Source organism: Azospirillum sp. A26 (genome assembly GCF_042604635.1).
GTDB classification, from domain to species: Bacteria; Pseudomonadota; Alphaproteobacteria; order Azospirillales; family Azospirillaceae; genus Azospirillum; species Azospirillum palustre.
In genome coordinates this window covers 2,272,893-2,299,779 of record NZ_CP170472.1, presented here as the reverse complement: position 1 = coordinate 2,299,779, position 26,887 = coordinate 2,272,893, and the positions used below count along the sequence as shown (strand labels likewise).

The following is a 26,887-nucleotide window of genomic DNA, read 5'->3' as shown; positions in this document are numbered from 1 at the left end:
TACGAATTCTCTAAAATTTCAGTCTGGAAACGAGTGTAACAAATTGTGACGACAATCGCCGTTGCCGGTCGGATCCGACGCTGGTAGGGGTTGTTCACCCCCACACACGATACCGACTCGGAGCGAAATGCTTCCCTCGTCCGTTCAAGCCGCTCTTTGGGCGCTCGCCTCCGCCATCACCTTCAGCGCCTCGTCGGCAGCAGCGAAGTTCCTCGGCACCAAGCTGCCCACCGCCGAGCTGGCCTTCTTCCGGGCTGCCGCCGGGGCTGTGGTGCTGGTGATGGTGTGGCGCCTCGTCGCGGACCTGGGCAAGGCGAAGGACCCGGTCGGCTACCTGCTCCGGTGCGGCCTGGGGGTGCTGGCGCTCTACTGCTTCATGTATGCGCTCGGCAATGCGCCGCTCGCCCTGGTGTTCCTGATCTTCTTCACCCGCGCACTCATGTTGCCCATCGCCGCCCAACTGATGCTGAGCGAGCGGTCCGGCCCGGTCGTGTGGGTGGCGGTGGTGATCGGCTTCATTGGCGCAGCCATCCCCCTGGTGCCGGCCCTACAGGAGCCGGAACAGGTCTGGGGCGTGCTGGCGGCCATGGTTGCGGCTGTTGCCACCGCAGGCAGCCAGACAGCCGTCCGCAGGCTGACGGAGGCCGGCAACGCGCCGGCCCTGATCGTGCTGATCTATTCGGCCGCGTCGGTGCTGGGCACCCTGCCCGCCGCTCTGCCGGGCTGGGTGACGCCGCCTGCTGCGGACTGGCCGGTCCTGGCCGCCCTGGGCCTGTTCGGCGTCGCGGCGCAGTACACCGCGGCCAAGGCGTTCAGCCGGGCCACGGTGGGCTTCCTGGCGCCGCTGGACTTCCTGGCGGTGCCGGCCGCCGCCGGCTTAGGCTGGCTGCTGTTCGGCGAGGTGCCGAGCATGCTGACCGGGATCGGCGCGGTGATCGTCCTGCTGGCCGCCTTCGTGGTGGTTTCCTCCGGCAATGCCGGCCGGTCAAGCCATCCGATGAAGCGCCTCGCGGAAGTATGAGACAGCCGCCACCCTCAATGCACTGGTGAGCGGCGCGGTTCCGCGAGTCCTGTCGATCTCAGATATCAGGGCGATGATGCTTATCCCGCGCCGCCGGGCCATGTCGTCCAGTGCCTTCCAGAAGCCCGACTCCAGCTTCACGCTGGCACGTCGGCCATTGATCTTCATTGCCCGGCTGATCATCGGCATATCCCGTAAGTTTTATACATACGATCACATGTATTTCATCGGGACGCCTCTGAAATGATTCGTGTGTGCCGGCCGAACCGATGCGGGGGCCACCCGCTGGGAGCGGCCCCCGCCGCAGTTCAGCGCGCCACCCCCTTCACCTTCTCGAAGGTGCGCCCGAGCGCCAGCCCCATCCCGCCACGCTGCTGGAGCGCATCGTCCTTGGCCTGCGATCCGGCCGAGCTGCCGAACTCGAAATCGAAGGCGGTCCCGATCTTGCCGGCCAACAGCATCCCCACGCCGATGATGAAGCCGCCCACCGCGGTGTTGCCGTCCACCTTTCCCAGCACCAAGGTGAGGACACAGGCAACCACCCCGACGACGGCAATACCGATCAGCACGTCCGGGCGGCTGTTCCGCCTGCCGGTGGTGAGATAGGCGAGATCGTGCGCCCGCGCCGAGGCTCGGTCGTCATTATCCAGGGACAGTCGCTTCGTCACCTCGGCCATTTCCCCAAGCGCCCGCTCGGTCAGTGCCCGCTGGTAATCCGCCAACTTGGTCGGGTCCGCTTGCAGGGCCTGCGCCGCCTGCTGCATCGAGGCTTCATCGGTGATGGTGATGCCGGTGGCCTTGGCCGCGGTGTCGATGGCTGCCTGCGCAACTGCTGTGGTGACCGCCTTCGCCGCCGGCTGGGCGTCGTCGCTGAACAGCGAGCCGACGGCATCGCCAAGCAGCGGAATAAGGTAGGTGGCTGCGAGGCTGAGAAGTCCGAACATGAGATGCCTCCTTTCAGGCATGAAAAAGCCCGCGGCCGGGATGGCGCGCAGGCGGATGGATTGTCAGGTGGATGGAGTGAGGGCATGCTGGGGAGCCACAGGGAGGTCAGCATGCCGAAGCCGCAGTACAGCAACCGATCCGCCGTGCAGAGGCATCTGACGCAGGATCAAGTCCTGTGTCTGCTGGCGGCCAGTCCGGACACAGGAGAAATCTGTGCGCAGAGAGACCCAATCCTGCCCGGCTGGCTTCTGGTTGAGTGCTATGATCTGGGGCTGGTGATGCCCGGCGAGGAGCCGGGCACATGGAAACTCAGCCCGGACGGGTGGGACGCGCGGATTGCGTTGTTGTCCGACTGAGGCGCTCAGCCGGCGTCGAAGTTGGTCAAGAAATGTCTTTCGCTTCAAAGATCGCTCGCAATGCCATGAGCAAGGCGTTAGCGGGCATGGGTTTGTGCAATAGAACGGTCGTACCGGGGGTGTCGCCTGTCAGGTCCCGCACCCCGCCAGCAGGAGGATCGGCCGTCACCACGACGATTGGCAGGCACGGCCATTCGGCGCGCAGTTCTCGGATCATACGTCGGCCATCGCACACAGGCATTTTGAGGTCGGTTACCACCACATCGAACGGTGCTGCGGCAAATGCCCTTAGTCCGTCTTTCCCGTTGTAGGCGCAGGTCACGGAATAGCCGACGGCTTCACATGTTTCGGCAAGTCCCAACAAGACAAGACCATCATCTTCTACAATTAAGATCCGAAAATGTTGCAAAATCATCATGGTATCCGTGATCCATGGTTGAGAACGAGCGCAAGGCCATTGTCATGACCATAGTTTGCGAAATTCAAAATGCGCTCAACTTGCGGTCAACCCGAATATGGTTCCCAATCGGATATCGACGTGGCTGTATACGTTTTCTCTTTAAGTCGCGTTCGCAGCCAGTGGCGAACAGGCTATTCCCCACCCAACCCCGCGGTTCTCTTCGCCTAGCGTCGGGGCGTTGATGGGCGGGATACTGACGCCCATGATGATTGCCCCTCCTTGTGGGCATAAAAAAGCCGCCGGGCGGGAGGCCGGGCGGCTGGTTGATGTCGGAAGAAGAAAGGCCACCCGGTGAGGGGCGGCCTTGATTTGGGAGAAGCTGGGATCGACTCTTTAGCATCCCTTCACTACCATCAGGTGCGTCACAAGCCTGATGGAGTAATCATGCGCTTTTCCAAGCCTCCCCCGCCACCACCAGTTACTAGAGGAAGCCCAGGTGCTGGCCCACCGCGGCCACCCATGCCCCCACCCCCGCCCCCTCAGCCACCCAAGAAATAAGGGCGGCGGCTGGGGCAAAGACTGCCAACCAGATGGCCGTCATCATATGGCGGCCATCTCGGGCGAGGCATTCCTCGTTGAAGTTGATTGAAGTTTGATATGTCTCTGCATCCCAACCGAACGAGCGTTGCGCAGGGCCTGCCATGTATTCGGTATCGCCATAAAGCAATTGAGGATGTTTGCCAGGGGCATGCAGGGGGATGGGGCGCGCCTGAGTTACACACAAGATGCAGCTGAGCCAAAAAAAGAGTGCGGCGGTAAAGGCAGGCGCGGTCAAGCCTGCGAACAATGGAGATCCTGATGCGGAGGCAATTCCCGCACCAACTGTTGCTGTGGTGGCTGTTGCTGTGATGCTGGCAAACGTCATCGCTCTTTGAACGGTAGCCAATGAGATTGTCATAAGGGCTGCGGTTCTAACCTCTCCTTGTCGAGAGATTTCTTTCGCAATTGCTTCGGGAACGCCCGTCCAATCCGGTCCATTTACATCGTGTTCAGACATAGCTCAACCCTCGCTTCGCAAAATAAGTGTATCGCAGTCAGGGAGCTTCGTCCTCAAGTTCATCTAAGTTGGGCGCCGCCCCGTTAAAGTTTACCCCTCCATGAGCCCGGCCAGCCCGCGTTCCCACATGGCGGCCTCGGCATCGCGGCGGGTCAGAAGCCCACCCACGCCCGGCCAGAGCCGCTTCATCGCCCGGAACTGCGCCGGCACCTCGTCCAACCGGCCGGCGGCGATCAGGTCCCGGATGGCCCGCATCTCGCGCCGGCTGTCCCAGGACGCCTTTCCCTGTTCGCCCATGCCGGCGCCGCGGTTGTAGACGAGACTGACCAGCGGGCCAAAGCACAGGGGCGGAAGGTCGACCGAGTCGGGGAAAGCATCGACAGTCATCCGCTCGTACTTCGGCAGGGTCCGATCCCGGAAGCAGGCGTAGGCCGCATCCCAGGGCACGACGACGCTGGACAGCTTGGCAGCAGCGTCCTTAGCCGGCATGCCGGACACGCCGCAAGCCCGCTCCAGCAGGGCGCGCGAGCCCGGCGGCATGGTGGGCCAGTCCAGCACCAAGTCGTCGGGATCGTGGTGGGCAAGGTCGTAGCCGATGCCGATGGTCACGCCGCTCTCTCCGCCCGGCCATGTCGGGTGGACGTAGCGCGCTTCATAGGTGCGGCGACTGGTCACCTCCGCGAAGACGATCAGGTCGACCGCTTCGGGGTGGGTCAGCGGCGTGACGGTGATGGCGCGCGGGATCGCCGCGCCGGTGGGCATGGTGGTCATGGTCGTCTCCATGGTGGGGAATTATGCGTTACAGGGCGTCCGTAACGCTTCTACCGCCGGTCGGCCGGCGGCAACCGCAACAGCCCGGCGGACAGCCCACCGCGGGCTTTGGTCAGAAGAAGGGCGAGCAGCAGGATAGCGGCGTCTTTGTCGCCGCCGCAGTCGGCCAGCGCCTGCTGCTCGGCCGGGGATGAGCCATCGGGCATGGGGAACCTCCGGGCACGAAAAAGGCCGCTCGCGGCGGCCGGGTTGGTCGGGGGTTGGAGTGTTGTCGCGCTACCAAGTGATGGTCTTGGTTTCGCTGTCGGCCCAGGTCAGGCCGCCGGGGAATGCGATAAGCGTCCAGTTTGTGAGGTTCTGGGAGCCGAAGACTTGAAACGACGTGGGTGCCCCCAGCCCCGCGGCGGCAGTCATGACTACGCCGCTGACCCCAACGGAAGCACCTGCGCCGAGGTACAGTTGGAGCCATGGAAAGCCATCTGGCCCGGCAGATGACCAAAGGTTCGCTGTGCCGTCGAAAGCCTGCCAAGGATAGTTCGCATCGGAGTAATCAGAGGCCGATACAACCAGCGGCGCTGGAGAGTTAGCTCCTGTCATATTTACGGCCGGTATCTGAGCGCTGCCAGATAGAAACCTCAACTCTCGAATTTGATAATTATAGTTTCCTCCCCCTTGCTTCGACTGGCAAGAGATCATGAATGCCGACCATCCACGGCGCGTGGGTAGAGTGGCAGACGGACTGAGTGCATTCAGGAGCATGGTCAGGCGTCCGTCTGCGCCGCGATGGTCAGGTAGAGCCTGACGCCCAGCAGACGCGCCGACGAGGTCAGCGTGTCGCCGCCGGCCGCCGCGTCCCGGTAGACTTGGAAAATGACGCTGTCCATGGCGGCGGGGTTGCCCGCGATGGTCATAGCTGCTGTGGCGCCGGTCAGGTGGGCTTGGCTGGCGGTCAGCAGGGTGTCCGTCACCGTGACCGCCGATCCGAAGGCCGCATCCAGCGCGTCACCATCACCCACCGCAAGGCCCTGGATGCCCCAGATGATGGAGCCGCTACCCGTCAGGGCGGTCCACACAAAATGCGCAGTCACCGTTCCAAGGTTCCAACTCTTCGGCATGGCCACCATGAATTGCCCGTACTGCGCTGTGTTCGGGTCGAAGTCATAGCCGGCCATCAACACCTTGTTGGTGGTTGTTTCGGTGCTGTTGTAGATCGGGCCGCTGGTGACGCGGCCGATCATGCCGATAGCGGGCAGCCAGATCGTATGGAGCCCCTGCTGGATAGAGGTCGTCACCCCAGCCTGCGCCGCGGTGACGGCGGCCTGCACGGTCGTCAGGCTGGTTTGCATGCCGGGCACCGCGTCGACGCGCTGCTTGTCTAGCGGTCCCATCATGCCGGCTACCGTGGGAGAGGCGAGTGGAATAGTCACGGCTGGAACCTCCGGCGCGGGTTAGCGATGTCGGTCAGGGTGAAGGGCTCGGCGGCGACGACAATGGCGGCCCAGGCGTCAGGATCGGCGCCGACACGCGGGCCGCGGATGTTGGCATGCCACCGCTCGTCTATGTCGGCGGGTTCCGTCACCTCTCCGGTATCCGGATCGAGCACAGGGGCGGTCAGGGCGAGCGGGCCGATGGGGTCGAAGTCACACAGCGGGCCGGCGGTAAGCCATCCGTCGCCCTGACGCAGCATCGGCAGGGCGTCGATAAGCGCGGCCTCAGTGTCCGCGCGTAGGCGCAGGGTCTTGGGCATATCAGCCTCACGCGGTTAGGAGTTGCAGAGTCGAAGGCAGTGCGCGAGACCACCCCACAAATCGGCGGATATGGCCTCCGAGCGCAGTCGCACCGCCGCTGCCGAGCTTCAATTGGGTGACGCTCGGCACGGAGCCGCTGGTATCGGTAACGACCGCGCCGCCATTGAGGCAGGCGGCGAAGGCGTTCGCTTTCCACGATATGGCAGCGCGGAATGTTGTGCCGGCAGTCATGTTGCCGAGCACAAGCGTGGCCTGCGCTACCCCCCCGACGTACACCTCCGCCCACAGAGCGGTTGAGTTGGGGATACCGATGATCCGGATGAAGTTGTTGAACGTGCCGTCATCGAGCTGGATCACGGCAGGGTATGTCGTGGTGACCTGCATATCGGCCTCCACATAGATCGTTCCTTCAGATGCATTCCACCCGGGGATGTTGGACACTGCCAGCGAGTTGACATCGGCCGCGCGGTTGACAGTGGATGAGGTGGTGACGATCCTCGAAGTGGGGAACGCACCAGCTTCGAGCTGCGCGCCATCGGTGATGATGTACGTGCCGGCCGACGGCGAGCTGCCAATGGAACCTGCTGCCGCGAGGTAGGTGAAGCCGGCCGGTGCAGTGAAGCCGGATGCCGTGGTATCGCTGATCCAGCAGAGGTAGTAGCCCCCGTACAGCGGAACGATCCCGAACCCGGCCGGCGCAGAGGCGTCAGTATTGGCGACCACCGTCCCGCTGGACAGGTCAAATACCTTGCCCACATAGGACGACGAGCCGACTTGCAGGCGAAGACCAGCCTGCGTCAGGGTGCCGGGTTTCAGCACGTCGTAGTAGACGTATCGTGTGGAGCCGGAGCCAGACACTGCCTGCGTCGTGTTGACAAAAGCCCCGGTTCCATCGGCGACAATCCGGTCAGCCGCTGCCGTGCCGTCAATGCCGGTGTCGCTGTTCTCCGAGATCGTGCACCGCGTTTTAGACCACGCTGCATTGCTGCGCGTGCGGCTGTAAGTCAGCAGGTTGGTCCGCGCCTCCTCCACCAGCAGCCCCCGGAGGGCGGCAGTCACAGGGTCGTAGTCGATTGGCGGCGTGCCGGCGGCAACGCTGGTCAGAAGGCCCGCCTTGTCCGTCACCCACTTGGAGGACGATCCGGTGATGACCCCAGCCGGGACCGCATTCGGGCCGGAGAAAGGGAAATCGAGGATGGGCGGGATGCCGGCGATCTCGTATGGCTGCACATGCTGAACGATGCCGGCCACGGTGTTGGCGGCGGCAACAGCGATGCCCGCTTGCGTGGTGGCGGTTGACGCGCTGCCGGCCGCTGCGGTTGCCGACCCGGCGGAAGCGGTCTGGCTGGCGGAGGCGGCGGAGGCTGAGGCAGCCGCCCCCTGTTGTAGCGTGGTGACCGCCGCTACTCGGTCGGACATCTCGGCGATGCCGTCGACGAACAGGTTCTCCCACTGGTCGCGGGTCACCCCATCGGCGCCGGCCTGGGTTTTCTTCTTGTGGCCGAAATTCGTACCGAGGTCGTCGCCGGTGTAACTTTTGCCCTTGAGCATCACCATGGTCAGAGAACTCCTTCAAAGGCGAACGGCACCTGATCGTGACTGCCGGTCACGACGCTGAAGGTGCCGGGATCGGTATTGCGGACGAGCTGGCACATGCGGGTCCAGTCGACGCCGCGGCCAGGGAACGGCAGGAAGAGGAAGGGGACGTCCAGGTCGTACTCTTCCAGGGCGTCGTACATCCACTGGCGGGCTTCATCATTCGGCAGGTAGGCCAGGGAGCCTTTCCACACCTGGGGTGCCGGCAGCCGGTTGAACTCCTTGTGGCCGCACTCCGCCTCCACGCTGGTGGTGCGGAAGCGCAGGCCGTAGGACAGGTCAAGCGCCGGAGCGATAGACACCTGATGCCCGAGCGCGATCTCGAACATGCGGATCCGAAATGGCCCAATGGACGGATTATCGCGTCGCATGGTCACGCGGATCGCCTGAACCATCACCGGGGTCGGCAGCCACACCGGCCGGACCGGTGCGCGCCTCAGCGCCCGCTTTCTGGCCGGCAGCTTGCCGGTCCAGAACGACTCGTGCTCGAACGGCAGGGCCGACCGGTCGTAGACGATGGGCCAGAACTCTTCGCCCAGGATCGAGCCCACCGGCTCGTGCATGTCGTGATCGGCGAACAACTCGATGTCGAAGGTGTCGTCGCCGTCGCCATTGTGCCCGACGAAGGCAAGCAGACCGACCGGCACCGGCGTCAGCGAGCGGGCGATGAAGACGGTGTCGGACAGGTTTCCGGTCGCGGTTTGCCCCAGCCGGTACAGGGGCATGCTGCCGAGGTTCGACACCGGCCGGTCGGGGTCCCAGGGGGCGCCGCCGGCCTCGAACACGAACTGTCCGGTCCAGCGCTCCAGGCCGATGATCGCGGCGAGGTCGCTCATTCAGGTGCCTCCATCAGGTCGAGTTTCATGCTGCGGCCTTCCATTTCGCGTCCGTTGACGCGCAGCGTCTTTCCGTCGGACAGCCCGTAGCGAGTGGACTGGACGGCGATGTCCAACCCCGGCCGCGCGATGCTGGTCTCCGGCGTCAGGTCGGCGGTCAGGGTGAAGCGGTCGCGGAGCTTGGAATGCACAGCGAACAGCCGCTGGGCGAGCGCGAGGGCGTCGGCCCGGTAACGCAGCGCGGTCTTGATCGGCAGCCGGCGCTCCCCCCACAGGGCGATGACGGCCGGGTCTTTGCCGTCGCCCGTGGTGGGCCATGTCGCGGTGAGAGCCTCGCTGGTGATCTGCGTCCGAACATCGGCGCCGCCCACGGGGTCGGTTGCCGAGGTGCTGTCGCCGGCAAGATCGCCGGCATCGAGCCGCCGGTCGCGCGGCGCGAAGGTCACATCAACACCGCAGACCGGTAGGCCGCGGGTGTCGTCACCGCTGACCACCAGCTCCAGCGAGGTGTAGGGGACATGGCCAAGCGGGGCATCCTCGTCGATGCCGGTCAGCCGCCGGAAGGTCAGCGCCGGCTCGCCCGCGGCGGCCCCGTCGTAGGTGATGCGCCACAGGCCGAGGTCGTCGTCGTGATAGCCGGCGACGCCGCCGCACAGATCGTCCAGGACCTCCCGCTTGGTCTTCTCCGAGGTTCCGGCCCAAACTCCCGCCTCCCAAGGGCAGGCAGTGTCCAGCGCCGCCACGTCGGCAGCCGAGATGTCCAGCGAGCCATACCCACAGTCTTCGATCAGGATCCGCCGCCAGACCTGCGCCAGCGTTCGGTCGGCTGCCGTTGCTCCCTCCCACGCCGCCAGGGTGAAGACGCCACCCTGCGAACCGAAGGTGGTCTTGCACCATGCCCCGTCCCCGCCGGACCCGTCGTACCAGTTGAAGGTGCCGGACGCGGGGCTCGCGGCCTGGAGCGCGGCCAGCGTCGAGCACTTCACGCCGACAGCGATGGGGGCGCCTTTGTTGCGGCCATCGGCGACGCCATGGATGAGGCGGTCGCTGATCTGCCGAAGGTCCCCGGCGTTGTTGGTGGGCACCGGCTCGATCTGCGGCCGGTAGCCGCGGAGGCGGGGACGAGGCTGGTCCTTCAGCCCCTCGCCGCCGACCGTGGACATGCCGCCCGCCCCGGTGCCGGGATATGTGGACGACTGCCACCGGCTGTCCAGATCGGACAGCTTGCCGCGCCACCTGAACAGCACGTCTTCCGCATTCGCCACCGGCTGCTCCACCGTGCCGGTTCTCAGCACGGTGGCCGTCGAATAGGCCGCAGTCGGCCCCTCCACCACCAGCTCGCGCGCCAGTCGGCCGAAATAGGCGTAGCGGCGGAGGTGATCGAGGCGGCCGGTGTTGGCGATCTTGACCCACCCCATTTCCCGGTCGGCCGCGCCGAAGGACCGGCCGTCGCCGTGAAGGGTGACGGACCCCATGGCGTAGCCGTCGGCGGCGATGATCGGCTCGAACGGGCCGGGGCCGCTGGAGTGGTCATATTCCTCGTTGGCGAAGCGCAGGGTGCCGGCGGCGAGCTTCCATCCTGCATGCACCCCGCCTCCCCCCGTCGCCTTGACCGACAGGGTGAAGCCGGCGGCGGATGCATCCACCACCAGCCCGTCCATCCATGCCTCGGAGCCGTCGGCCGCCTCCACCCGCAGCGTCATCCATGTGGTGGCCTGCGGGCCGGCGGTCTGGACGAAGCTTTTCAGCCCCGTCCCGACCGCGTGGCTGCTGCCGGACGTGCCGCCGACATAACAGCCGATTTCTACGAGGTGGATCATGGTCATGCTGCCCTCCGCACGTTCTGCTCGCGCTTCAGCGCCGCCTCGGTGCGGGCGTGGCCTGCGGCGTTGATGGCGATGTCCTGTTCGGTCAGCGCCGCGTGACCGCGGGCGTCGCGGCTCCGCTCGGCCCGGAGCATCTGCACCTCACGGGTGAGGGCGTCGATCCGGTCCAAGAACGGGGTGAGGTCGATCTGCTGTGCCGGCGCCGCCTGCCGGGACGGGGTGAAGGCGGCATAGCTGGCCGGCATGCGGTCATTGGCTGCGGACTGCCAGAGGCTGGCGATCCGCACCGAGTCGGCACTCGACGCGACCGCCGCGCCGCCGCCCTGCCACAGCAGCTCCGGCCCCTTTTCTCCGACCCACACCGCACCGGGAGGGGTTGCCATGGTGCCAGTTGCGAAACCGGGGATATGCCGCGTCCCCGCCAGCACCTCATTGATGCCGGCTCGTATGAACCACTCAGCTAAATCAAAGCCTGGATTGGCAGCACGCGCGGCCTGGATATCCGGGAATTGACCGAAATTCGCCTCGATGTCTGCGGCTGTGAAAGCCAGCAAGCGCCGCCGCTTGTCGGCGGTGGAAACCTCAGACTCGAAGCTGCCTTCTTTCCCGGAGGCGGTCGCCAGCCAGATGTTGAAGGACTCGTCAATGTCCCCCTGCCATCCTATTTGCCGGGCAACACCCAGTTGATCACTGGCCGACAGGCCGTCCCATTGCGCCTGCACCGCGGCGGAGGCGGCATAGCGAGAGGTGTTGACCGTGGTCGGCTGAGAGGTGCCGGGCGTCGTGCCCGTCAACCTCTGGAGCGGGGACAGCGCCGCCTGCCACACGGCATAGGATTGATCCATCACCCCTTTCAGGTCGGAGATGGCGCCGTACTGCCGCTCGCCGATCCGGGCAGCATCGGCCCGCTGCCGCTGAAGCTCTTTCAGCGAGGCCTGGGCTGCCTGTAGCTGTTGATCGGCGGTGTCGCCGGCAGAGCCGGTTGGCGCAGTGCCGAGCTGGTCGAACACCGTGCGCACCCGGTCATAATCCTCCCGGTTGCTGTTGGCGAAGTAGGCTTGCGCCAGCGACACCAACGACGGGCCGAGTTGCTGGAGGAGCGATTGCGCCGCCGTCTTCTCGGTGTCGCTGGCCGTGCTGCTGGTAGCAGTGCTGTAAGCTGCCTCGAACTGCCGGCGGGCCTCCAACAGCTTGTCGTAAGCACCGAGCGGGCTGGTGTCGCCGAGCGCCAGGCTGTCGTATGCCTGCCGGAACTGCCTTGCGACGGCGGCGGCAGCGACGGCTCCTTCCTGGAGGTTCGTGATCAGGTCCTGCTGAGAGGTGATCTGCTGGTCGTAGGCAGCCACCACGTCCGCCTGGGCCAACTCGAACGCCTTCAGGCCGCGTTCGGCCAACTGGACCTGTTGAAGCTGGGTGGTGTCCCTCCCGGCTTCCTGGGCGGTCCTCAGTTCCTGGCGCTGCTGCTCGTCCAGGGTGATCAGCCCCGAACCGCGGGCATTCCCGACCGCCGCCTGCATCCGGGCCGAGACGCCGGAGTTGAATGTCCGGGTCGCCTCCGCCGTGGCGTCGTTCAGGGCTTGGAGCGCCGCCCGAGCCGCGTTCACCACCTCGGGCGTGTTGCTGAACGCGGTGATGATCTGTTGCAGGCTGGTGCTGGTGATGCTGCCCGACTTGACCAGCCCCGCCATGTTGTTGGTGAGGGTTCCGGTGACCTTCGCCATCTGGTCGGCGCGGGCGGCGCCTTCCGGCCAGAGCGAGTTCACATCGTCGACCGCGGTCTTGTAGCTGTCGATCAGCGTGACCGCGCTGTCGTATCCCTCCTCTCCCTTCGACTTGCGGAATGCGGTGTCCAGCGTGTCGCTGTAGCTGCCCTGTTCCTGCCGCAGGGCATTCGAGAAACCTTCGTTCAGTTTCGCGGCGAGTTCGTCGCCGACGATGCCGACGCTGTTGAACGCCTTGACCAAATCCGTGGCCGTGTTCGACCACTTTCCCTTGAGCTGCTCGACCTTCTTCTGTTCTGGGCTGGTCTCGACGGTGACGCCGGACACTTCATCCAGCAGGCGCTGCTTGACCGCGCCGAGCGCCTGCATCTGCTTCATCGCGCCATAGAGACCGTCAGGAACGGTCTGGCCGGCGGCAATATAGGCGTCGGCCGCCTTCGCCATGTCCGAGGCGAGCTTGTCGAAGTCCTTGCCAATCGGGCTGAAGGTGTTGTTGCCGAGGCTGACGACGATGTCGTTCAGCTCTGAAACCCGACTCCGGACCAGACCGACCGCGGTGAACTGTTCGTCCAGCTTCTCAGCCTTCTGCCGCTCCGCCGTCTCCTGCACCTGCCGGGCAGCCGTTGCGGTCGGGATGCCGAGAGCAGCCGCCCGCGCGTTGGCCCCATCCAGCGCCCGTTGCAACACCTCCGGGATCGCACCGGTTGTCTTGAGCAGTTGCTGCGCCGCGGTGTCCAGTTGCTGAAGCGCTATCGCCGGATCACCGACTTGGCTCCACAGGATGGCCGCGGGGTTGTCCGCCAGCTCCTTCACGCTGATCCCGCCGCTGCCCGGATCGCCGACGCGCGCCGATCCGACCATCTCCGACGTCAGCTTGCCGGTGGGGTCCGCCTTGATGGCGGCGGTCAGGGCGGCGAGCGTGCTGTCGATCTCCGCGGCCGAGGCGCCCTGCCACGCCCCGAAAGACCCGCGCCCGCCGTTGGCGGCCACGGCCCGCTCTCCGATGGTACCGGCGGTGCCCGATACGGCGCTGGTCTGGTCGCCATAGTCGTGGCTGACCGCCGCGGCGGTGCCCCTTTCGCCGGTGATCGCCTCCAGCATGCCGGTGAGGCCCGGCCCGATGGTCGAGGCGGCAGCCGACAGGGCGGCAGCAACGGCGGTCGGGCCGAGGCCGATCAGCCCGGCCATCGCCTCTGTCTGCGTGGCGGTGTTCTCGGCATTGTCGCTCTGCCAGCCGGCCAGATCCGACACCCAGCCAGCGATGTCGCTGGTCCAGCCGCTGATGTCGTCGGCAAAGCCCGAGATGGCATCTACCAGCCCGCCGAGCCCCCAGCCACCACTGTCGTCGTCGTTGCTGTCTCCGCCGCTGCCGGCTCCGCCCCTCGACCCGCCGGTATCGCTGACGCCACCGGTCTCCCCCTCAAGAAACATCGGCAGGCCGGTGCTGGGATTGGTCTGCATGCCGCCCAGCGTCTGGCGCATCCACGCCAGCTCATCGGGCCGGACGTGGACCAGTTCCGTGTCGGCGCCGATGCCTTGCGCGGCCAGCATCTGAGCGCTTTCGCGAGCGTTCCAAATCCTCTCGCCACCGGCCAGTTGGACGACTTCCGGCCCCTCTTCGCCTACGATGGCCCATCCCGACGGCGCGGAGACCGTGCCGCGAGCGAACCCCGGCAGCTTGGCGCCTTTGCTGACCGCGAAGACGGTCTGAGCATTGTCGACGAATTGGGTCAGGGTCCGACCAAGCGTGTTACCGGCCTCCACCCCGGTCTGAAACTCGCTGAAAAGGTCGGAAATGGTGGATCGGAGCGCCTGGACTTGGGTGTTGAAGCCGTTCGCGAACTCCAGATGGTTGAGCATGTCCTCCAGCGACACCGCGCTCTCGTGCGCGATGGCGTAGGCGATCTCGGGCACGCCCGATTTCATGCCCTTGAGGATATCGAGCGCCGCCTGCTCGGCAGATTTGTTCTTGCTGTCGATGTAGCTGTCGGCCGTTCCGGGCTTCAGGTCCAGCCGGGCCGCAATGTCATTCAGGCCCTTCGCGACCTTCGAGGCATCAGAGTTGAAACGGGTCGCATCGCCGTCATTGTCCTGAGCAGAGGCACCGAGCGCATACTTGCTGTTGCCCTGGAGAGTGATGTGCGAGATCGAGTATTTCTCGCCGCGATCCTTCGCACCCGTCACGGCTGACAGCAGTGCGCCGGCCGCCATCATCACGCCGCCGACGATCTGGCCGCCGGGGATCATCGCCACCACGCCGCCGGCCATCATCAGGCCGCCGCCGATCTTCTGGCCGGCGGTCGCGCCTTTCTGGGTTGCCGTCATGGCGCCGCTTGCGATCCCGCCGACGCCTTGCAGGGACTGCCCCCACGTCAGCCCACCCGACTGACTGGGGTTGACCCATTGACCGTTCTTCCAACTGCCCCCTTGCCCGGCGTCGAACAACGCCTGCGGGCTGGTGTCCTCGAAGATCGGACGGTCCAGCCACGATCCACCGGCCCCCTTCACCGACGGTGCAAAGGACGTGCTTCCGTCAGCGTTCTTGATCACCTTCTGTTGCTGGCCGGTGCCGCTGAATAGCCCGCTGATCCAGTCGCCGGCTCCGCTCAGCATCTTGGAGAGGCCGCCGAGGAAGGTGTCCGCGCCTTCTGTCGCCGCCGCACCGAAGGCGGTTGCGCTGTCGCCCGCCTTGGTCAGCCCATCGGTGGCAGCGGCGGCACCGTCGCCCATCGCAAGGCTGTGGGCCTTGAGGGAGGAGGATGCGCCGTCGGTGGCGCTGGTCAGCCCGAGAGTGCTGTCCACCCACGACTGCTGACTGGCGGCCATCGTCTGGGTGCTGTCGGTGGCGGTGTGCTGGACCTCCACCGCGTCGACCTGGGCTTGGCGGGCGCGCTCCTGCGCCGCGGTGACGCCGCTGGTTGCCCGGCTGGCCGTCTCCATGGCGGAGGTGCCGCGGTCGTAGGCGCCCTTGGTCGACATCACGGAAGCGACATAGGCGTCGCCGCTGGTCTTGATATGGCCGCTGTATGTGGACAGGGCCTTCGACACGTCGCCGCCGGCTCGGTCAAGGTGCTCGCGCAGGATCCGGGCCGATGCCTCCATGTTCTGCTGGGCATCGAGCGGATTGGTGATGCCGTATGCCTTCCAGTTGGCCGGCATCACCTGACCCAGCCCGGCCGCGCCAGACTTGGGATTTACGGCGTTCGGGTTCCACGACGACTCGCGGGTGATGACCGCCTTGAACAGGCTAGCATCCAGCCCGTATTTGCCGGCGATCTGATCGGCCATAACTTCCAGCCCGGCCGCGCTCTTGACCGCCACCGGCAGGGGTTGGGCGTCGGTCGCACCCATCCCACCCATGCCGGCGGCGTTCGTGACCAGCACCGGCACGGGGGCTGTGGACGCCCGGCGGGCCAGCTCCTGGAAGCGTGCGAGGTTGCCGCCTGGATCGGCCGCCTTCACAGGCTGAACCGCACTGTCGCCGACCGGTGTCGGCGACAGCAGCTTGGTCATCGTGCCCTGGACCCACGTCTCCAGAGGCTTCGTGACGAAGCTGCGGAGGAACACCCGCTCGATGTCCTTCACCAGCGACTTCAGGACATCCGAGAACTTTTCCCCGGACAGCAGCGCGTTCTCGAAACCGGTGGCGATGGCAGAGGCAAAATCGCGGCTGGTTGCTGTGGCATCGGCAACGCGCGCCTGATACTCGGCGACGGCGCCGGCCTGGGCGACCCAGGCGTCACGGGCCTCCTTCGGCGCCTGCTGCCAATCGGCCGAGTCCTGCACCTCCAGCGTCGCCTTCATGATGGCGACGCCGCGCTCCCGCTCGGCATTGCTGGAGCCCAGCAGGTCGTATTCGGCTCGGGCGAGCTGGAGATCGCGGTTCTGCGAGCGGATTGTGTTGTTCACCCGCGCGATAGCGTTCTGGGCTTCCAGCGCGCGGGTGCCCACTTCGATGGCGCGGGCGCGGTCGGACTCCAGGCCGACGCCTTCCTTCAGCGCCTGCGCCCTGGCCTTGTTTTGAATGGTCGTTTCTGCGACCGCGGCGGCGGACACTCCCTCGGCATCGGCCAGCCGGCGGGCCGCCTCGATCTGCTCGGCAAGGTCGCGGTTCCATGCCGCCTGCTGACCTGCCAGGGCCGCCATGGACTTCTGCAGGTCGGCCTGCGCCAGGGTGCGGGCGCGGGTCGGATCGATGCCGCGGGCGATGTTCTCCGCATAGACGTTCTGCGCCTGGGCCATCGCCATGGCGATGTCACCGCCCTGCGCCTGCGCGGCGGCCAGCCGGCGGGCGGCATCTACGGCAAGGGAGGACGTCTTGACCGATGCATCGACCTGCGCCGACCACTCGATCATGCCCTTGGTGTAGGCGTCACGTTCGGCTCGATCCGCCTTCTTCCAGTCGTTGCTCTCCCGCAACACCTTGAAGAACACGGCCTCGGCCTGGGCGGCGATGATGGCCGGCTGGGACAGCGACGCGGTGGCGGCGGCAAGCGCGCGGGCGTCGATGATCGCTTCCTGCGCCGTGCGGTGCCGGTCGGCAGCCTCGGCCGCGTATTTGCGGTCAAGGGTGGTGTTGATCGTCGCAGTTTCGCCCTGCGTCAGGCTGTCGCCCGGCTTGGCGCCGCGCTTCGCCAGGGTGGCCTGCCGCTGCTGTTCGAAGTCGCGCATGCGGCCTGCTGCGGCCTCCATGACGCGGGCCTGTCGCTCGGTCTCTTCGGCGAACGCCTGGGTCGGGCTCAGCGTGTCGAGAAGCTGGCGGCGGTAGAGCTCAAGGAGGCGGATAGCCTCCTGTTTGGACACCGCGCCGAGTTCTTCCGCCCGCGCCACCTGCTTCGTCCGGTTCTCCAGCGCCTCCTGCGCGGCGATCACCGGGTCGACCGAGCGGGCGAACTCGTCCATGGAGTGCGAGACGCGGACGAACTCCGCCCGCACACCGTTGGCCCATCCCTGGATCGAGTCGTCCCGCTCCAACTGCTCCAGGCGGGCAAGCTCGTCTTCGTCGGCGCGGCGGCCGGCGGTGGTCAGGTAGCCGCCCGAGCCATTCAGAGACCATTGCAGACGCTGGATTTGTTCCTGCCGACTCGGACCCTGCTCGGCCCTGGCAATCTCATCGACCCCGTCGGAGACGAACTTCTTGAGGTTCTTCCAGCCCTGTTCGAGGGCGCCCAGCTTCTCTGCCGCTCCTGCCGCGCGGTTCTCCAGCCCCTGAAGGAGGAGCTGCTGGGCGCGCTCCAGCTCACCCTGGGCCTGATAGTTCTTGATGACGCGCGCCTGGGCGGCGTCGAACAGCCCGTAACGGCTGGTCAGCTCGTCCACCGCCTTGGACGGATCGGAGAACAGTTTGGCGAGGTCGGAACTCGCCTCGTCCGTGTCCCGGCCGGTGACCAGCGCCCAATCCTTGGTCGCCTTGGTCAGGTCGGACAGCATGCCCGCGCCGATGCGGCCGGTGCCGGCGAAGGCGGTGACCATCTCGCGCGCCGAGGCCTGGGAGACCCCGGCAGTTGCCGCCACCTGATCGGAGAAGTCGGCGAACTGCCCGGACGCGACACCAACGGCGCCGCCGGTCAGTCGGACGGTCCGGTCGAACTCGCGCACGTCGCTGTTGAAGCGGGCGGCGCCATAGGCGACGGCCCCCAGAGCGGCGCCGATGGCGAGCACGGGCGCGGCCAGGAGGGCGAAGCGGGCGGCGGCGACCACCGCCTCCTTGCCGGCGGCCATCAGGCCGTCGAAAATCTGCGGCCCCTGCTGCACCAGGATGGTGAGGGCGCTGGTGCCGCTGTAGGCCTGGACGGCGATGTCGGAGAGCTGCGGCGAGAGGATTTGCAGGGCGCGCGTGTGGGCGGTGGCGCTGCGGGCGGCGCCAGTGAAGGCGGCCTGCTGATCCTGCAACGATTTGGTCAGCCGCGTGTATTGGGCGTCATCGATCTTCTTCGCGGCGAGCGCTTCGTCCAACTGCTTCTGCTGATCGGCGAAGCGACGCTGTGCGGCGGCGGCCGGGTCCAGCTTGTCCAGGAGGCGCTGAAGCGCCTGGGCCTCCTGATCGGCCCCCTCGAACACCGAGGCGGAGCCGGCGGCGGAGGTGCGGCTCGCGGTGTTGACGCCCAACAGCCGGTTGAAATGCTCCTGAGCGTCGGCGGCGCGCTGGGTCGCGCGCTCGCGCTCGATCATCTGCTGGGTGGCCTGTTCGGCCTGCTCCTGGGCACGACGCTCGGCGTCGGCGCGCTCCTTCTCCGCCCTGACCAGCGGATCGTAGGCGGCGGCCACCTCGCCGAGGATGCGGACGCGCTCCTGTTCGGCGACGTTCGCCTGTTCGAGGATGCGCGTAACCCGGTTCATCTCTTCGATGTACCGCCTCACCTCGGCGCTGCTGCCGTTGTAGCGGCTCCGCACCCGGTCGAGTTCGTCGGCAAGCGCCGCCTGGGCCTGGGCTTCCGTCTCGGCCGCGCGGGCGCTTTCCTCCGCGCGCTGCCGTTCGGCCCGCGTGACCGGGTCCAGCGCGTCGGCGATGGCCTTCAGCGTGGCCGCATACTCGTGGCCGGTCACCCCGGCGGCATCCATGACCTTTGAGACGCGGGCCACCTCGTCCCGGTACTTCGCGGCGGCGGCATAGGCCGGGTCGTACTGCCGGCGGACCTGCTCCAGGCCCTGGGCAGTGGCGGCGGTGGCGCGGGCCATCTCCGCTGCCGCCTGGGCTTGGGCATCGGCCGCCGCCTTGGCGGAGCGGGCCGTCTCGTCGTAGCGGAGCTTGGCCTCGCCGATGACGCGGTTCGCCTGCTCCTGGGTGATACGGCCGGCATCGACGGCCCGCTGCGCCCCCTCCTGAACCCGCTTCACCCGCTCCCATGCGTCGGTGTAGACGCCGAGCGACCGGGCGATGGCCGAGAAGTCGCGGCCATAGCTGGCGAGACGGCGGGAATTGGACTCCACAGAGTCCCCCACCTTGTCCATCCGGGCCTCGATCTGGTCGAGCGTGTTCAGCGCGCCCGAACCGTCGACGGTTAGGGAGGCGATCTTTTCTTCGGTCATGGGAGCCTCGTCGGAGGGGCGGCTATCGCGCCTGGATGGCGATGGCGGGGTATGCGGCGGCCTCTTCCAGCCCCTCCAGCCGCAGCCAGAGGAACCGGGAGGTAACGATGGAGCCGTATCGGCGGGAGACGGTGGAGGCGACCAGCCGGAACACGCCGTCGGGCGCCTGGTCAGACAGACCCCGTTCGAGCTTCGCTGCGTAGGGCTGGGCGTTGGTGACGACGAACTCGGCGCGCGGGTCCAACCGATCGATGAAGGTCAGGTCCGCGCCGTTCTTCAGGGTGCCGACCTCCTTCCCGTCGCAGAACAGGAGGTGGCTTTCCTCGAACACCCTGTCGTCCGGGTCGTAGATGTCCACCGGCGACGACTGGCGGAGCTGTTCCGCCGCGAAGCCGAGGATCGTCCGGATATAGCTGAACTCGAAATACGCGATGCCGGCCGGGCCGATGGAGGCGATGGGCGCCCCCAGCTTCCCGTCGATCCATTGCTGGTAGGTGTCGGGCTGCGCCTGGACGAGGACGCGGCCCAACTCCCGCTTGACCGTCTCGGCAAGCGCCCGCTGGACCACGTCCTCGGCACCCTGCCGGAGGACGCGAACCACGCGGTCGATATAAAGGGAACGCGCCATGGGGGCCTCATGCTGCTTTCTGGCCGCGCGACTTCCTCACGGCGTCCAGCAGCGCGCCCGAGGCCTTTCCGTCCGGGTAGATTTCCAGTGCCCGGTCGATGCTGGCCCGGATGTCCGAAACATCGGCCTTGGTGATGCTGCCGGGCCGTTTGCTGCCCTGAAGCTCATTCTCGAAGGCGCTCATGATCGCGAACGCCTCCATCATCTTGACGCTTTGGTCCATGCTGGCCGGACCTTCCGGCAGATGACCCGCTCCCATGCCGCCCTGGAACAGGCGCCACAGGTGCAGCATGGACCAGCACCAGGGTTCGAGGCGGTCGCGGGGGTTGGTGCGGTAGGTCTCCCCACCAACCCGCCACGGCCCTATCGCCTCGCCGTCGTAGCGTTTCGGATCGGTCGCGACGGCAACGGCGATCTTTAGGAGTTTCCCTCCCGGCCCCGCGCGGTTCCCAGATCGTCGAGCTTTTGCAGGATGGCGTCGATGTCCGAGGGCGGGATCAGGGCGATGCTGTCCTCGGTCGCCATCTGGAAGGCGTCACCTTCCGACCGCTCGACGCTGAAGTCCTCGGCGCCGGGCAGACCCGACAGGCCGGCGACATAGAAGCGCAGGCGCAGCATGGTCAGACCGGCGGTGTGGGCCTTGCGCAGCTTCAGGATCTTGCGGACCTCGGGCGAGTCGCTGGTGCGGGCGAACAGGTCTTCGAACAGACCGACCACTGCCTGGGGAACCTTACCGCCGCCGGTCTCGCGGAACGCCTTGTCCAGGGCCTGGAAATCCGGATGGGCGGTGGTGACGCCGTATTCGTCTCCCGCGCGCTGGACGGCTGCCTGGATGGCATGCCACAGCTTGCGGTCGGTCGGAGCCAGCGGGACGTCGTAATAGCACTGGTCGAACTGGCTGTTGATGCGGAAATTCGGCACCCGCAGCAGGTAGACCGGGCGCACCGTCAGCTTGCATTCGTCCTCGTCCACCTTGGCGATGCTGGTGCGCAGGGTGCCGAGCAGGCCCTTGTCTCCCTCCAGCGCCACGGCCTTAGCCTTGGCATCTTCCTCGCGCTTGGCGGCGGTGTCGGCGGCAGTCTGGGCCGCCTCCTTGGCGGCATTGGTGCGGGCTTCGTCCTCGGGCGCGCCAGCGGCCAGACCGGACAGCAAGGCGTCCAATTCGGCCTTGGCTTTGGCGGCGGTCGCAGCGGCTTCGTCGGCCGCGCGACGGGCGGCGGTCGCCTCGGCCTCGGTCTCGGCCAGCTTCTGCTCGGCGACCACCAACATCTCGCGGCGGTTGCGGGACTGGCTGGCGAGCAGATCGAAACGGAAGAGGCCTGCGGAAAGCGGAAGGGTGCTCATGGTGTCGTCTCCGGGATAGACGGTTCGTCGGGAAAGGAAGGGGCGCAGATCAGGAGGCCGTCAGGCCCTTGGCAGTCCAGAAGACAGCGGTTTCCAGGGCTTTCAGGCCCTCGCCGAAGTAGTCCGTGCCGAGGGATGCGCCGCAGAGCAGTTCGCCGGGTTCGAGCGCGACCACCTCTTGCGGCTCGGTGATGAAGTCGACGGTGGCGTCGAGTTGGACGTCGGCGCCGATGGCGGCGATCAGCGGGTAGCGCAGATCGCGGGCGCGCTCGATCAAGGCTTCCAGTTCGGCAGCCTTGGCGTTGATCTCGGTCAGCAGGGCAGCGGCTTCCGGTGGCGGGGCGACCGGCGCAGCAAAGCGGCTGCGCGGCGGTTCGCCGATGGTGCGGAAGAAACCCTTGCTGCCGATGGAAAGGGCGACGGGGCCATTGGCGATGTCTTCGATCTTGGACATGGATCGTCTCCAGGATAGGCGGGATTGATCGCGACAGGGCGGAGGCGCATCCCGGACGCCTCCGCCCCACGCCTCGCGGGGGCGGTCAGCCTTACGGCCAACGGGTTTTCCTGGTCCGGGTCAGGGGGAGGCGTTACGGCGCCGCCATGTAGACCGGCTGACCGCTGGACTTGATGGAGCAGGAGAACTGCTCGGCGTTGCTGTCTTCGCCGCTGCGCTCATACTGTTCGACCACGAAGGTGCCGACGAAGCTGTCACCGTGACCGCTGATGAGCTGGGCCTCGATGTAGCCGCTGGCGCCCTGGGCCATGGCCGCGTCCCAGACTTTGCGGGCGCCGGGGGTGCGGCTGTCGAACACGCCCTGGAGAGAGATGGACAACTCCTTGGCGCCGCCGCCGGGCAGATACTCTTTCCAGCCGTTCGAGGCGACGTTGGTGATGTCGACGGGCGCCGCATTCAAGGTCATGCGGGTGGACTTGGCGCCGCCGATGGTGAGGAAGGTCGGCGGGGACTGCCCATCGCTGATCTTCAGCGTGAAGAGGCGGCCGGTCTCGGCGTCGATGCTCGTGGTAACAGCCATGTGGTGGGCTCCTTAGGAAACGGCGCGCACGGCGATGACTGCCGCGGTGACGCTGGTGGTGGACGAGTAGGTCAGCGAGACGCGACCGGTGGATGCCTCGTTGAAGGCCTTGGCCGGGAAGGGGCCGATCAGGCGGTCGCCGCCGGCCGGAACCGCGACGGTGCGGGCGGGCTTGGACACCGGCCCGTAGCCCGGCACGTCGGGCGCGGTGTTGCGGGACTTCACCGTGACGGTGATGGACGAGCCGCCGCCGTTCTTGACGTGGGCGACCTCGGTTCCCGTGTTGGTGAAGCTGTCGCCGGACACTCCGGCGGCGGCATAGGTGAGAGCGGCGCCCGTCTCGCTCGTCTTCTGGGCGGTCAACTGAGCCATACGGCTTTCTCCAACGAAAAAAGCCGCCGGGCGGTGGGCCGGGCGGCGGGGGAAGGTGTCTGTGGCTGGAGGGGTCAGCCCTCGATGCGCTCCACGCGGAAATCCACCTGCACCGGGATGGCTATCCACTGTGCGGCACTGGCGGCGGTGTCGGCGCCGCGTCCGTCCAGGCTCACGGTGCCCAGCACGGCGACCTGAACGACGCGGACGCCATAGTCGAGTGCGGCGCCGTCGACATGGGGGCCGTACAGGGCCGCCACCTTGGCGACCTCCACCAGCAGAGCCTCCTCTTCGACGCCGAGCGGCGCCTGGACGAGGATTTGCAGCATGCCGGCCCCTTCCCAGAGGGCCGGGCCGGTCTTGCCCTGCCGCTCCCAGGTGATCGAGACGCGGGCATGCACAGTGTCGCCCTTGGGCGGGGTGAAGGGCTGCCCCCTCAACCCGATCCGGTCGGCGGGGATCGGCCCGCCGGCGAGCGGAGCGCGAAGGGCGCGGGACACGGCGGCAACATCGATCATGTGGCCCGCACCTCCCAGGCGATGACGCTGCTGCCCGAGCGGTGCGCGGTGACGCTGGCGATCTCCAGATCGTCACCGTCCACCATCAGGAGGTTTCCGGCCGCCGGTCGGCTGGGCAGCCCGGCGGCGAGGATCAGGTAGCGGCCGTTCGTGTCCACCACGGACCCGACAAAGCCGACGGAAGCAGACAGCGGGAACGCCCGAACCGGGCTGTCGGTGGCCCATGCCGGCGAAACCGCCGTCCCGGCCGCGACAGGGGCCGCCAGCGCGGGGGAAATCGGCACCGCCGCAAAGGTGCCCGCGACGGCGACAACCGCACCAGCGGCCACATACGAGGCGGCGTGGCCCGGCAGGCTGAAGGCGTCGCCCGGCTGCACCTTGCCGGAGGCCAGCGTTCCCGAAATCGACAGTTCCACCGCCCCTGCCACCACATCCTCCGCCACCACCCACTCCGACCCGCGGGGCGGGCTGGTGTCGGCAGAGAGACGGATGGTCGCCGGCAGGCCCCATCCCGACATCAGGCGCCACCGCAGCCCCTGCGGGTCCGTCTCCAGCGGGAACGGCACCGGCGGGGCGTCGATGGCATAGGCCGTACCGTCAACCTCCAGCGTGCCGCCGACGGCCGGCGTCACCTCGGCGCGCAGCAGGTCGAAGCAATGACCGTCGACAGGCAACTCCAGCGCGCCGAACCGCAGCGGCTTGGTGGCGCGCATGACGCGGCAATCCGCAGCCGGCCCTGCCGGAGGCGTGTGGACCGCCGGCAGGCCGAGCTTGCGGAACTGCACCGCCATGTGACGGGCGAAGTCCATTGAGACCTCCAGAAACGCGAAAGGCCGCCCGAAGGCGGGCCGCCGCGAGGTTGCGGAAGGCGCAGATCGGCGCGCTTACTTGGTCAGTTCGAACAGGGCGCCCGGTCGCAGGCAGACGGTCAGCGGGTTGGACTGCGCCTCCATCGTCGCCTGCCGGCTGGTCTGCTTTTCCAGCGGCATGTGGGCAAAGACCGGGGCGCCGGGCATGTTGGTATGGCCCATGATGTCCGGCGGGCCGAAGATCATCTGGAACAGGCCGGGCGCGCCGTAGGGGAACAGGCGCGCCCTTTCCTTGTCGATGCCGACTTTGCCGTCCTTGGTGCCGCGATAGTTGACCCAGGTGATGCCACCATACTCGAACGACGTGTAAGCCTTCGTCTGGGTGAACACATCGCTGTCGCGGCCGGTGTCGCGGTTCTTGCGGGACGCCTTCACCTCCTTGTTGCTGTAGATCTCGTCATAGTAGTTGTCGCCGCAGAGCGCGACCGGCCGCATGGCGGTCACCGGAAGACCTTCCAAGGCGTCGGTCATCAGCCGAACCCAGGCGGTGCAAGTCTTCTCGAAGGTGCCGCCGTCGGCCGTCAGCGTCCCGAAATTCACGTTCAACGGAACGGGCGGCGCGATACCGAAGAAGTCGTACCAGTTGTAAAGCTCCGACCCGTCCTTATCGACCACGATGCCATGGATGCCGCCCATGCGGTGGTACTCGTGGGTCAGCTCGATGCGCGCTCGCAAGCCGAGCGGCCCCTCCATGCGCTCGTAAACGGCGTCGGTGACCGACTGCAACTGCGACTGGCCCATCATGTTGGCGGAGTTGATCGCGTCCTGGACCTCGTCGGCGGTGACGACATCCTGGATCGCGACGTGGGAGACCTCGGCCGGCTTCATGCGCGCCTTGGCGTGCGTGGTCGTCTCGGGCTCGGAACCGCGCGGGCTGGTGCCCACCACCTCCAGGGCACCGCCGCGTTCGCTGATGCCGATGGTCTTGGTGGACACGCCACGGGCGAAGAACAGGCCCGGCAGGGTGCCGAGGAAGTTGGGCGTGTAGGGCACGTTGTTGATGTGCGCCGACAGCGTCATCAATTGGAAAGGGGTTCCCGCGAAGGTGTTCGCGAGGGTCGTGTTCGGGAACGAAATGCCCATTGCGGGGTCTCCTTAGCGGACGATGGTGCCGAGAGCGGCGAGTTGAGCCGCAGCGGCGGCCTTCTGGTTGTCGGTAGCGCCGGAGAAGAAGGTCAGGAGCTGGCCGTTCACCTCGCAATCCCGCGCGAAGATGACCGCGGGGCGGTGGCCGGCGGTCGCATCGACGTTGTCGTACAGCACGGCGACCGCCGTCTCCGAACCGTCGATGTTGGCCGGGTTCCAGAGCTTAAGGCGGTTGGAACCGGCGGCCACGACGATCTTGAACTGGTCACCCGCCGCGAAGTCCGCCGCGCCATCGGCGATGGTGAAGGTCAGGCCGCCGCCGGTGAAGGCCGCGCCGACCGCGCCGGTGCCGGCGTTCACGCCGTCCGGGTCCTCCATCTGGAAGGCGCCGCCGTTGGTGGCCGGCTCGATGAAGGTCACGACGTAGACGCCGGGCTTGGCCGCACCGACGGTGATGGTGCCGACGGTGCCGTTGCCGGCGTTGCCGACCTTGGCGGCGGCAGCGGCGGCGCCCACCGTCACCTTGCCCAGCACAGAGCCGGCCACGTACTTGGAGCCACCCTCCAGCGTGATCGTTTCGCGGGACCGGTATCCCTGGGCTTCGGAAAGAATGAACTCGCCGGTGCCGATGCCCTCATAAACCCAATCGCTCATGGCTTAGCCCTTCCGCTGGATGCCGTTCATGCGGGCAAAAGCGCCCTTGTAGTCGATCATCGAAGCCTGCGGCTGGCCGCCGGCCGGCTTGGTGGTGTCGATATGCGTGTCGGTCGACGCCTTCAGGTCGGTCAGGATGCCGCGGGCGGCGGTCTCCGAGACGCCTTCGCCGATCAGCCGGCGGGCGGCGGCCTCGGACACCTGAAGGTCGGCCGCGGCCTTGACGATGTTCTTGGCCTCCTCCAGCCGGGCGGTGACCGCGGCGTTGGTGACGGGGGAGGTCAGCAGCTTGGCGGTCAGTTCCGGAAAGCCGGCGGTGTGGCAGGCCGTGGCGATCTCCGCGGGGGTGGCGTTGGTCGCCGGGGCGGGCTGGTTGATGGGGGGCGTCGTCATCGAACGATCCTCGGGCTGTTGATGCGGGGGTGCCGGCGGTGCCGGCGGGGTGGGTGTGGCGCTGAACTTGGCGGCCACGGCCTCGGGAACCTTCAGGATCCGGCCCGGCTGGACCGTGGTGAAGTTGGTGGCGTCGACCGAGTCGGTGACGACGTCGCAGAAGCCGAGTTCCTTGGCCTCGGCTGCGGTCATCCAAGTCCCGCCGTCGGTCAGCAGCTCATCGATCTTCGCATCGTCCAGGCCCGTCTTGGTGCGGTAGGCGGCCACCAGGGACTTGCGCATCTGGTCCATGATGCCGGCCACTTCGCGCAGATCGTCGGCCGTACCCGAGGCGTACCAAGAGACGTTGTGGACCATCATCATGGCGTTGCTGGGCATCTCGACCGTGTCGCCGGCCATGGCGATGACGGAAGCGATGGAGCCGGCGAAGGCGTCGATCTTGACGGTCACCTTGGCCGGGTGGGTGCGCAGCAGGTTGTTGATGGCGAGGCCGGCAAAGAACTCGCCGCCGCCCGAGTTGATGCGGACGGTCAGGTTCGGGACGTTACCCAGAGCCTTCAGGTCGTTGGCAAAGTCGGTTGCGCTGGTGCCCCAATAGCCGATCTCGTCATAGAGGAAGATCGTGGGGGGCTGTTGACCGTCGCCATCGGCGGCGGCCTTGATGTCGTACCATTTTGCCATGG

Annotated in this window: 25 protein-coding genes; 2 read left to right on the top strand and 23 right to left on the bottom strand. The window is 66.9% G+C overall.

All coding sequences use genetic code 11. The features are described 5' to 3' along the window. Positions 1 to 127: 127 nt before the first annotated feature. Positions 128 to 1,021 (top strand): DMT family transporter, encoded by an 894-nt coding sequence (locus tag ABNQ39_RS11550; protein WP_376957755.1) that lies wholly within the window; start codon positions 128 to 130, stop codon positions 1,019 to 1,021. On the opposite strand, the gene ABNQ39_RS11545 is transcribed toward ABNQ39_RS11550, so the two are convergent. Together ABNQ39_RS11545 and ABNQ39_RS11540 are read right to left on the bottom strand one after the other, a co-directional pair. Further along, positions 986 to 1,204, bottom strand: coding sequence for a ribbon-helix-helix domain-containing protein (locus ABNQ39_RS11545; protein ID WP_376957754.1), 219 nt, complete (start codon positions 1,202 to 1,204; stop codon positions 986 to 988). The two genes, ABNQ39_RS11550 and ABNQ39_RS11545, sit on opposite strands and share 36 nt — an antisense overlap. A gap of 125 nt (positions 1,205 to 1,329) precedes the next feature. Next, the gene (locus ABNQ39_RS11540; RefSeq protein WP_376957753.1) at positions 1,330 to 1,965 is read right to left on the bottom strand and encodes a hypothetical protein; all 636 of its coding nucleotides are present in this window, start codon (positions 1,963 to 1,965) and stop codon (positions 1,330 to 1,332) included. A gap of 111 nt (positions 1,966 to 2,076) precedes the next feature. On the opposite strand from ABNQ39_RS11540, the gene ABNQ39_RS11535 reads away from it, so the two are divergent. Then, positions 2,077 to 2,322 carry a hypothetical protein gene (locus ABNQ39_RS11535; protein ID WP_376957752.1) on the top strand — a complete coding sequence of 82 codons (246 nt, stop codon included), beginning with the start codon at positions 2,077 to 2,079 and terminating at the stop codon, positions 2,320 to 2,322. A 25-nt stretch (positions 2,323 to 2,347) separates the two neighbouring features. Here ABNQ39_RS11535 and ABNQ39_RS11530 read toward each other — a convergent pair whose 3' ends face one another. From ABNQ39_RS11530 to ABNQ39_RS11430, 21 genes are all read right to left on the bottom strand, one after another. Further along, on the bottom strand, positions 2,348 to 2,740 hold the full coding sequence (locus tag ABNQ39_RS11530) for a response regulator (RefSeq protein WP_376957751.1): 393 nt from the start codon (positions 2,738 to 2,740) through the stop codon (positions 2,348 to 2,350). Between the two features lie 463 nt (positions 2,741 to 3,203). After that, the gene (locus ABNQ39_RS11525) at positions 3,204 to 3,779 is read right to left on the bottom strand and encodes a hypothetical protein (RefSeq protein WP_376957750.1); all 576 of its coding nucleotides are present in this window, start codon (positions 3,777 to 3,779) and stop codon (positions 3,204 to 3,206) included. Positions 3,780 to 3,869: 90 nt separating this feature from the next. Further along, positions 3,870 to 4,550 carry a hypothetical protein gene (locus ABNQ39_RS11520; RefSeq protein WP_376957749.1) on the bottom strand — a complete coding sequence of 227 codons (681 nt, stop codon included), beginning with the start codon at positions 4,548 to 4,550 and terminating at the stop codon, positions 3,870 to 3,872. Positions 4,551 to 4,600: 50 nt separating this feature from the next. Next, the gene (locus ABNQ39_RS11515; RefSeq protein WP_376957748.1) at positions 4,601 to 4,756 is read right to left on the bottom strand and encodes a hypothetical protein; all 156 of its coding nucleotides are present in this window, start codon (positions 4,754 to 4,756) and stop codon (positions 4,601 to 4,603) included. Positions 4,757 to 5,311: 555 nt separating this feature from the next. Then, positions 5,312 to 5,977, bottom strand: a complete 666-nt coding sequence (locus tag ABNQ39_RS11510) for a hypothetical protein (protein WP_376957747.1) — start codon at positions 5,975 to 5,977, stop codon at positions 5,312 to 5,314. Further along, complete coding sequence (locus ABNQ39_RS11505) at positions 5,974 to 6,297, bottom strand: hypothetical protein (RefSeq protein ID WP_376957746.1); 324 nt, start codon at positions 6,295 to 6,297, stop codon at positions 5,974 to 5,976. The genes ABNQ39_RS11510 and ABNQ39_RS11505 overlap by 4 nt, the downstream gene beginning before the upstream one ends. Before the next feature lie 7 nt (positions 6,298 to 6,304). Next, complete coding sequence (locus ABNQ39_RS11500; protein WP_376957745.1) at positions 6,305 to 7,855, bottom strand: phage head spike fiber domain-containing protein; 1,551 nt, start codon at positions 7,853 to 7,855, stop codon at positions 6,305 to 6,307. Between the two features lie 2 nt (positions 7,856 to 7,857). Continuing rightward, positions 7,858 to 8,730, bottom strand: a complete 873-nt coding sequence (locus tag ABNQ39_RS11495) for a hypothetical protein (RefSeq protein ID WP_376957744.1) — start codon at positions 8,728 to 8,730, stop codon at positions 7,858 to 7,860. Then, the gene (locus tag ABNQ39_RS11490) at positions 8,727 to 10,556 is read right to left on the bottom strand and encodes a hypothetical protein (RefSeq protein WP_376957743.1); all 1,830 of its coding nucleotides are present in this window, start codon (positions 10,554 to 10,556) and stop codon (positions 8,727 to 8,729) included. The genes ABNQ39_RS11495 and ABNQ39_RS11490 overlap by 4 nt, the downstream gene beginning before the upstream one ends. Further along, a complete protein-coding gene (locus tag ABNQ39_RS11485) occupies positions 10,553 to 19,306 on the bottom strand; it encodes a phage tail length tape measure family protein (protein WP_376957742.1) in 8,754 nt (2,917 codons plus the stop codon). The genes ABNQ39_RS11490 and ABNQ39_RS11485 overlap by 4 nt, the downstream gene beginning before the upstream one ends. Positions 19,307 to 19,328: 22 nt before the next feature. After that, entirely contained in the window at positions 19,329 to 19,934 is a 606-nt protein-coding gene (locus ABNQ39_RS11480; protein WP_376957741.1) for a hypothetical protein, read from the bottom strand. A 7-nt stretch (positions 19,935 to 19,941) separates the two neighbouring features. Continuing rightward, positions 19,942 to 20,226, bottom strand: coding sequence for a hypothetical protein (locus tag ABNQ39_RS11475; protein WP_376957740.1), 285 nt, complete (start codon positions 20,224 to 20,226; stop codon positions 19,942 to 19,944). Between the two features lie 125 nt (positions 20,227 to 20,351). Next, positions 20,352 to 21,278, bottom strand: coding sequence for a hypothetical protein (locus ABNQ39_RS11470; protein ID WP_376957739.1), 927 nt, complete (start codon positions 21,276 to 21,278; stop codon positions 20,352 to 20,354). Between the two features lie 49 nt (positions 21,279 to 21,327). Beyond that, positions 21,328 to 21,732, bottom strand: coding sequence for a hypothetical protein (locus ABNQ39_RS11465; RefSeq protein ID WP_376957738.1), 405 nt, complete (start codon positions 21,730 to 21,732; stop codon positions 21,328 to 21,330). Between the two features lie 133 nt (positions 21,733 to 21,865). Further along, a complete protein-coding gene (locus ABNQ39_RS11460; RefSeq protein ID WP_376957737.1) occupies positions 21,866 to 22,312 on the bottom strand; it encodes a phage tail tube protein in 447 nt (148 codons plus the stop codon). 12 nt (positions 22,313 to 22,324) lie between these two features. Beyond that, positions 22,325 to 22,684, bottom strand: coding sequence for a hypothetical protein (locus tag ABNQ39_RS11455; RefSeq protein ID WP_376957736.1), 360 nt, complete (start codon positions 22,682 to 22,684; stop codon positions 22,325 to 22,327). Positions 22,685 to 22,758: 74 nt separating this feature from the next. Then, positions 22,759 to 23,202: a hypothetical protein gene (locus ABNQ39_RS11450; protein ID WP_376957735.1), complete on the bottom strand. Its 444-nt coding sequence runs from the start codon at positions 23,200 to 23,202 to the stop codon at positions 22,759 to 22,761. Beyond that, the gene (locus ABNQ39_RS11445; RefSeq protein WP_376957734.1) at positions 23,199 to 24,011 is read right to left on the bottom strand and encodes a head-tail joining protein; all 813 of its coding nucleotides are present in this window, start codon (positions 24,009 to 24,011) and stop codon (positions 23,199 to 23,201) included. Before ABNQ39_RS11445 ends, ABNQ39_RS11450 begins: the two co-directional genes overlap by 4 nt. 75 nt (positions 24,012 to 24,086) lie before the next feature. Then, positions 24,087 to 25,154: a major capsid protein gene (locus ABNQ39_RS11440; RefSeq protein WP_376957733.1), complete on the bottom strand. Its 1,068-nt coding sequence runs from the start codon at positions 25,152 to 25,154 to the stop codon at positions 24,087 to 24,089. Positions 25,155 to 25,166: 12 nt separating this feature from the next. Further along, positions 25,167 to 25,811 carry a head decoration protein gene (locus ABNQ39_RS11435; RefSeq protein ID WP_376957732.1) on the bottom strand — a complete coding sequence of 215 codons (645 nt, stop codon included), beginning with the start codon at positions 25,809 to 25,811 and terminating at the stop codon, positions 25,167 to 25,169. Between the two features lie 3 nt (positions 25,812 to 25,814). After that, the gene (locus ABNQ39_RS11430) at positions 25,815 to 26,885 is read right to left on the bottom strand and encodes a head maturation protease, ClpP-related (RefSeq protein WP_376957731.1); all 1,071 of its coding nucleotides are present in this window, start codon (positions 26,883 to 26,885) and stop codon (positions 25,815 to 25,817) included. Positions 26,886 to 26,887: the final 2 nt, after the last annotated feature.

What these genes read in the sequence shown, in the direction of transcription:
- ABNQ39_RS11550 (WP_376957755.1), top strand. Translation starts at nt 128, where the DNA reads ATGCTTCCCTCGTCCGTTCAAGCCGCTCTTTGGGCGCTCGCCTCCGCC.
- ABNQ39_RS11545 (WP_376957754.1), bottom strand. Translation starts at nt 1,204, where the DNA reads ATGATCAGCCGGGCAATGAAGATCAATGGCCGACGTGCCAGCGTGAAG.
- ABNQ39_RS11540 (WP_376957753.1), bottom strand. Translation starts at nt 1,965, where the DNA reads ATGTTCGGACTTCTCAGCCTCGCAGCCACCTACCTTATTCCGCTGCTT.
- ABNQ39_RS11535 (WP_376957752.1), top strand. Translation starts at nt 2,077, where the DNA reads ATGCCGAAGCCGCAGTACAGCAACCGATCCGCCGTGCAGAGGCATCTG.
- ABNQ39_RS11530 (WP_376957751.1), bottom strand. Translation starts at nt 2,740, where the DNA reads ATGATGATTTTGCAACATTTTCGGATCTTAATTGTAGAAGATGATGGT.
- ABNQ39_RS11525 (WP_376957750.1), bottom strand. Translation starts at nt 3,779, where the DNA reads ATGTCTGAACACGATGTAAATGGACCGGATTGGACGGGCGTTCCCGAA.
- ABNQ39_RS11520 (WP_376957749.1), bottom strand. Translation starts at nt 4,550, where the DNA reads ATGACCACCATGCCCACCGGCGCGGCGATCCCGCGCGCCATCACCGTC.
- ABNQ39_RS11515 (WP_376957748.1), bottom strand. Translation starts at nt 4,756, where the DNA reads ATGCCCGATGGCTCATCCCCGGCCGAGCAGCAGGCGCTGGCCGACTGC.
- ABNQ39_RS11505 (WP_376957746.1), bottom strand. Translation starts at nt 6,297, where the DNA reads ATGCCCAAGACCCTGCGCCTACGCGCGGACACTGAGGCCGCGCTTATC.
- ABNQ39_RS11500 (WP_376957745.1), bottom strand. Translation starts at nt 7,855, where the DNA reads ATGGTGATGCTCAAGGGCAAAAGTTACACCGGCGACGACCTCGGTACG.
- ABNQ39_RS11495 (WP_376957744.1), bottom strand. Translation starts at nt 8,730, where the DNA reads ATGAGCGACCTCGCCGCGATCATCGGCCTGGAGCGCTGGACCGGACAG.
- ABNQ39_RS11490 (WP_376957743.1), bottom strand. Translation starts at nt 10,556, where the DNA reads ATGACCATGATCCACCTCGTAGAAATCGGCTGTTATGTCGGCGGCACG.
- ABNQ39_RS11485 (WP_376957742.1), bottom strand. Translation starts at nt 19,306, where the DNA reads ATGACCGAAGAAAAGATCGCCTCCCTAACCGTCGACGGTTCGGGCGCG.
- ABNQ39_RS11480 (WP_376957741.1), bottom strand. Translation starts at nt 19,934, where the DNA reads ATGGCGCGTTCCCTTTATATCGACCGCGTGGTTCGCGTCCTCCGGCAG.
- ABNQ39_RS11475 (WP_376957740.1), bottom strand. Translation starts at nt 20,226, where the DNA reads ATGCTGCACCTGTGGCGCCTGTTCCAGGGCGGCATGGGAGCGGGTCAT.
- ABNQ39_RS11470 (WP_376957739.1), bottom strand. Translation starts at nt 21,278, where the DNA reads ATGAGCACCCTTCCGCTTTCCGCAGGCCTCTTCCGTTTCGATCTGCTC.
- ABNQ39_RS11465 (WP_376957738.1), bottom strand. Translation starts at nt 21,732, where the DNA reads ATGTCCAAGATCGAAGACATCGCCAATGGCCCCGTCGCCCTTTCCATC.
- ABNQ39_RS11460 (WP_376957737.1), bottom strand. Translation starts at nt 22,312, where the DNA reads ATGGCTGTTACCACGAGCATCGACGCCGAGACCGGCCGCCTCTTCACG.
- ABNQ39_RS11455 (WP_376957736.1), bottom strand. Translation starts at nt 22,684, where the DNA reads ATGGCTCAGTTGACCGCCCAGAAGACGAGCGAGACGGGCGCCGCTCTC.
- ABNQ39_RS11450 (WP_376957735.1), bottom strand. Translation starts at nt 23,202, where the DNA reads ATGATCGATGTTGCCGCCGTGTCCCGCGCCCTTCGCGCTCCGCTCGCC.
- ABNQ39_RS11445 (WP_376957734.1), bottom strand. Translation starts at nt 24,011, where the DNA reads ATGGACTTCGCCCGTCACATGGCGGTGCAGTTCCGCAAGCTCGGCCTG.
- ABNQ39_RS11440 (WP_376957733.1), bottom strand. Translation starts at nt 25,154, where the DNA reads ATGGGCATTTCGTTCCCGAACACGACCCTCGCGAACACCTTCGCGGGA.
- ABNQ39_RS11435 (WP_376957732.1), bottom strand. Translation starts at nt 25,811, where the DNA reads ATGAGCGATTGGGTTTATGAGGGCATCGGCACCGGCGAGTTCATTCTT.
- ABNQ39_RS11430 (WP_376957731.1), bottom strand. Translation starts at nt 26,885, where the DNA reads ATGGCAAAATGGTACGACATCAAGGCCGCCGCCGATGGCGACGGTCAA.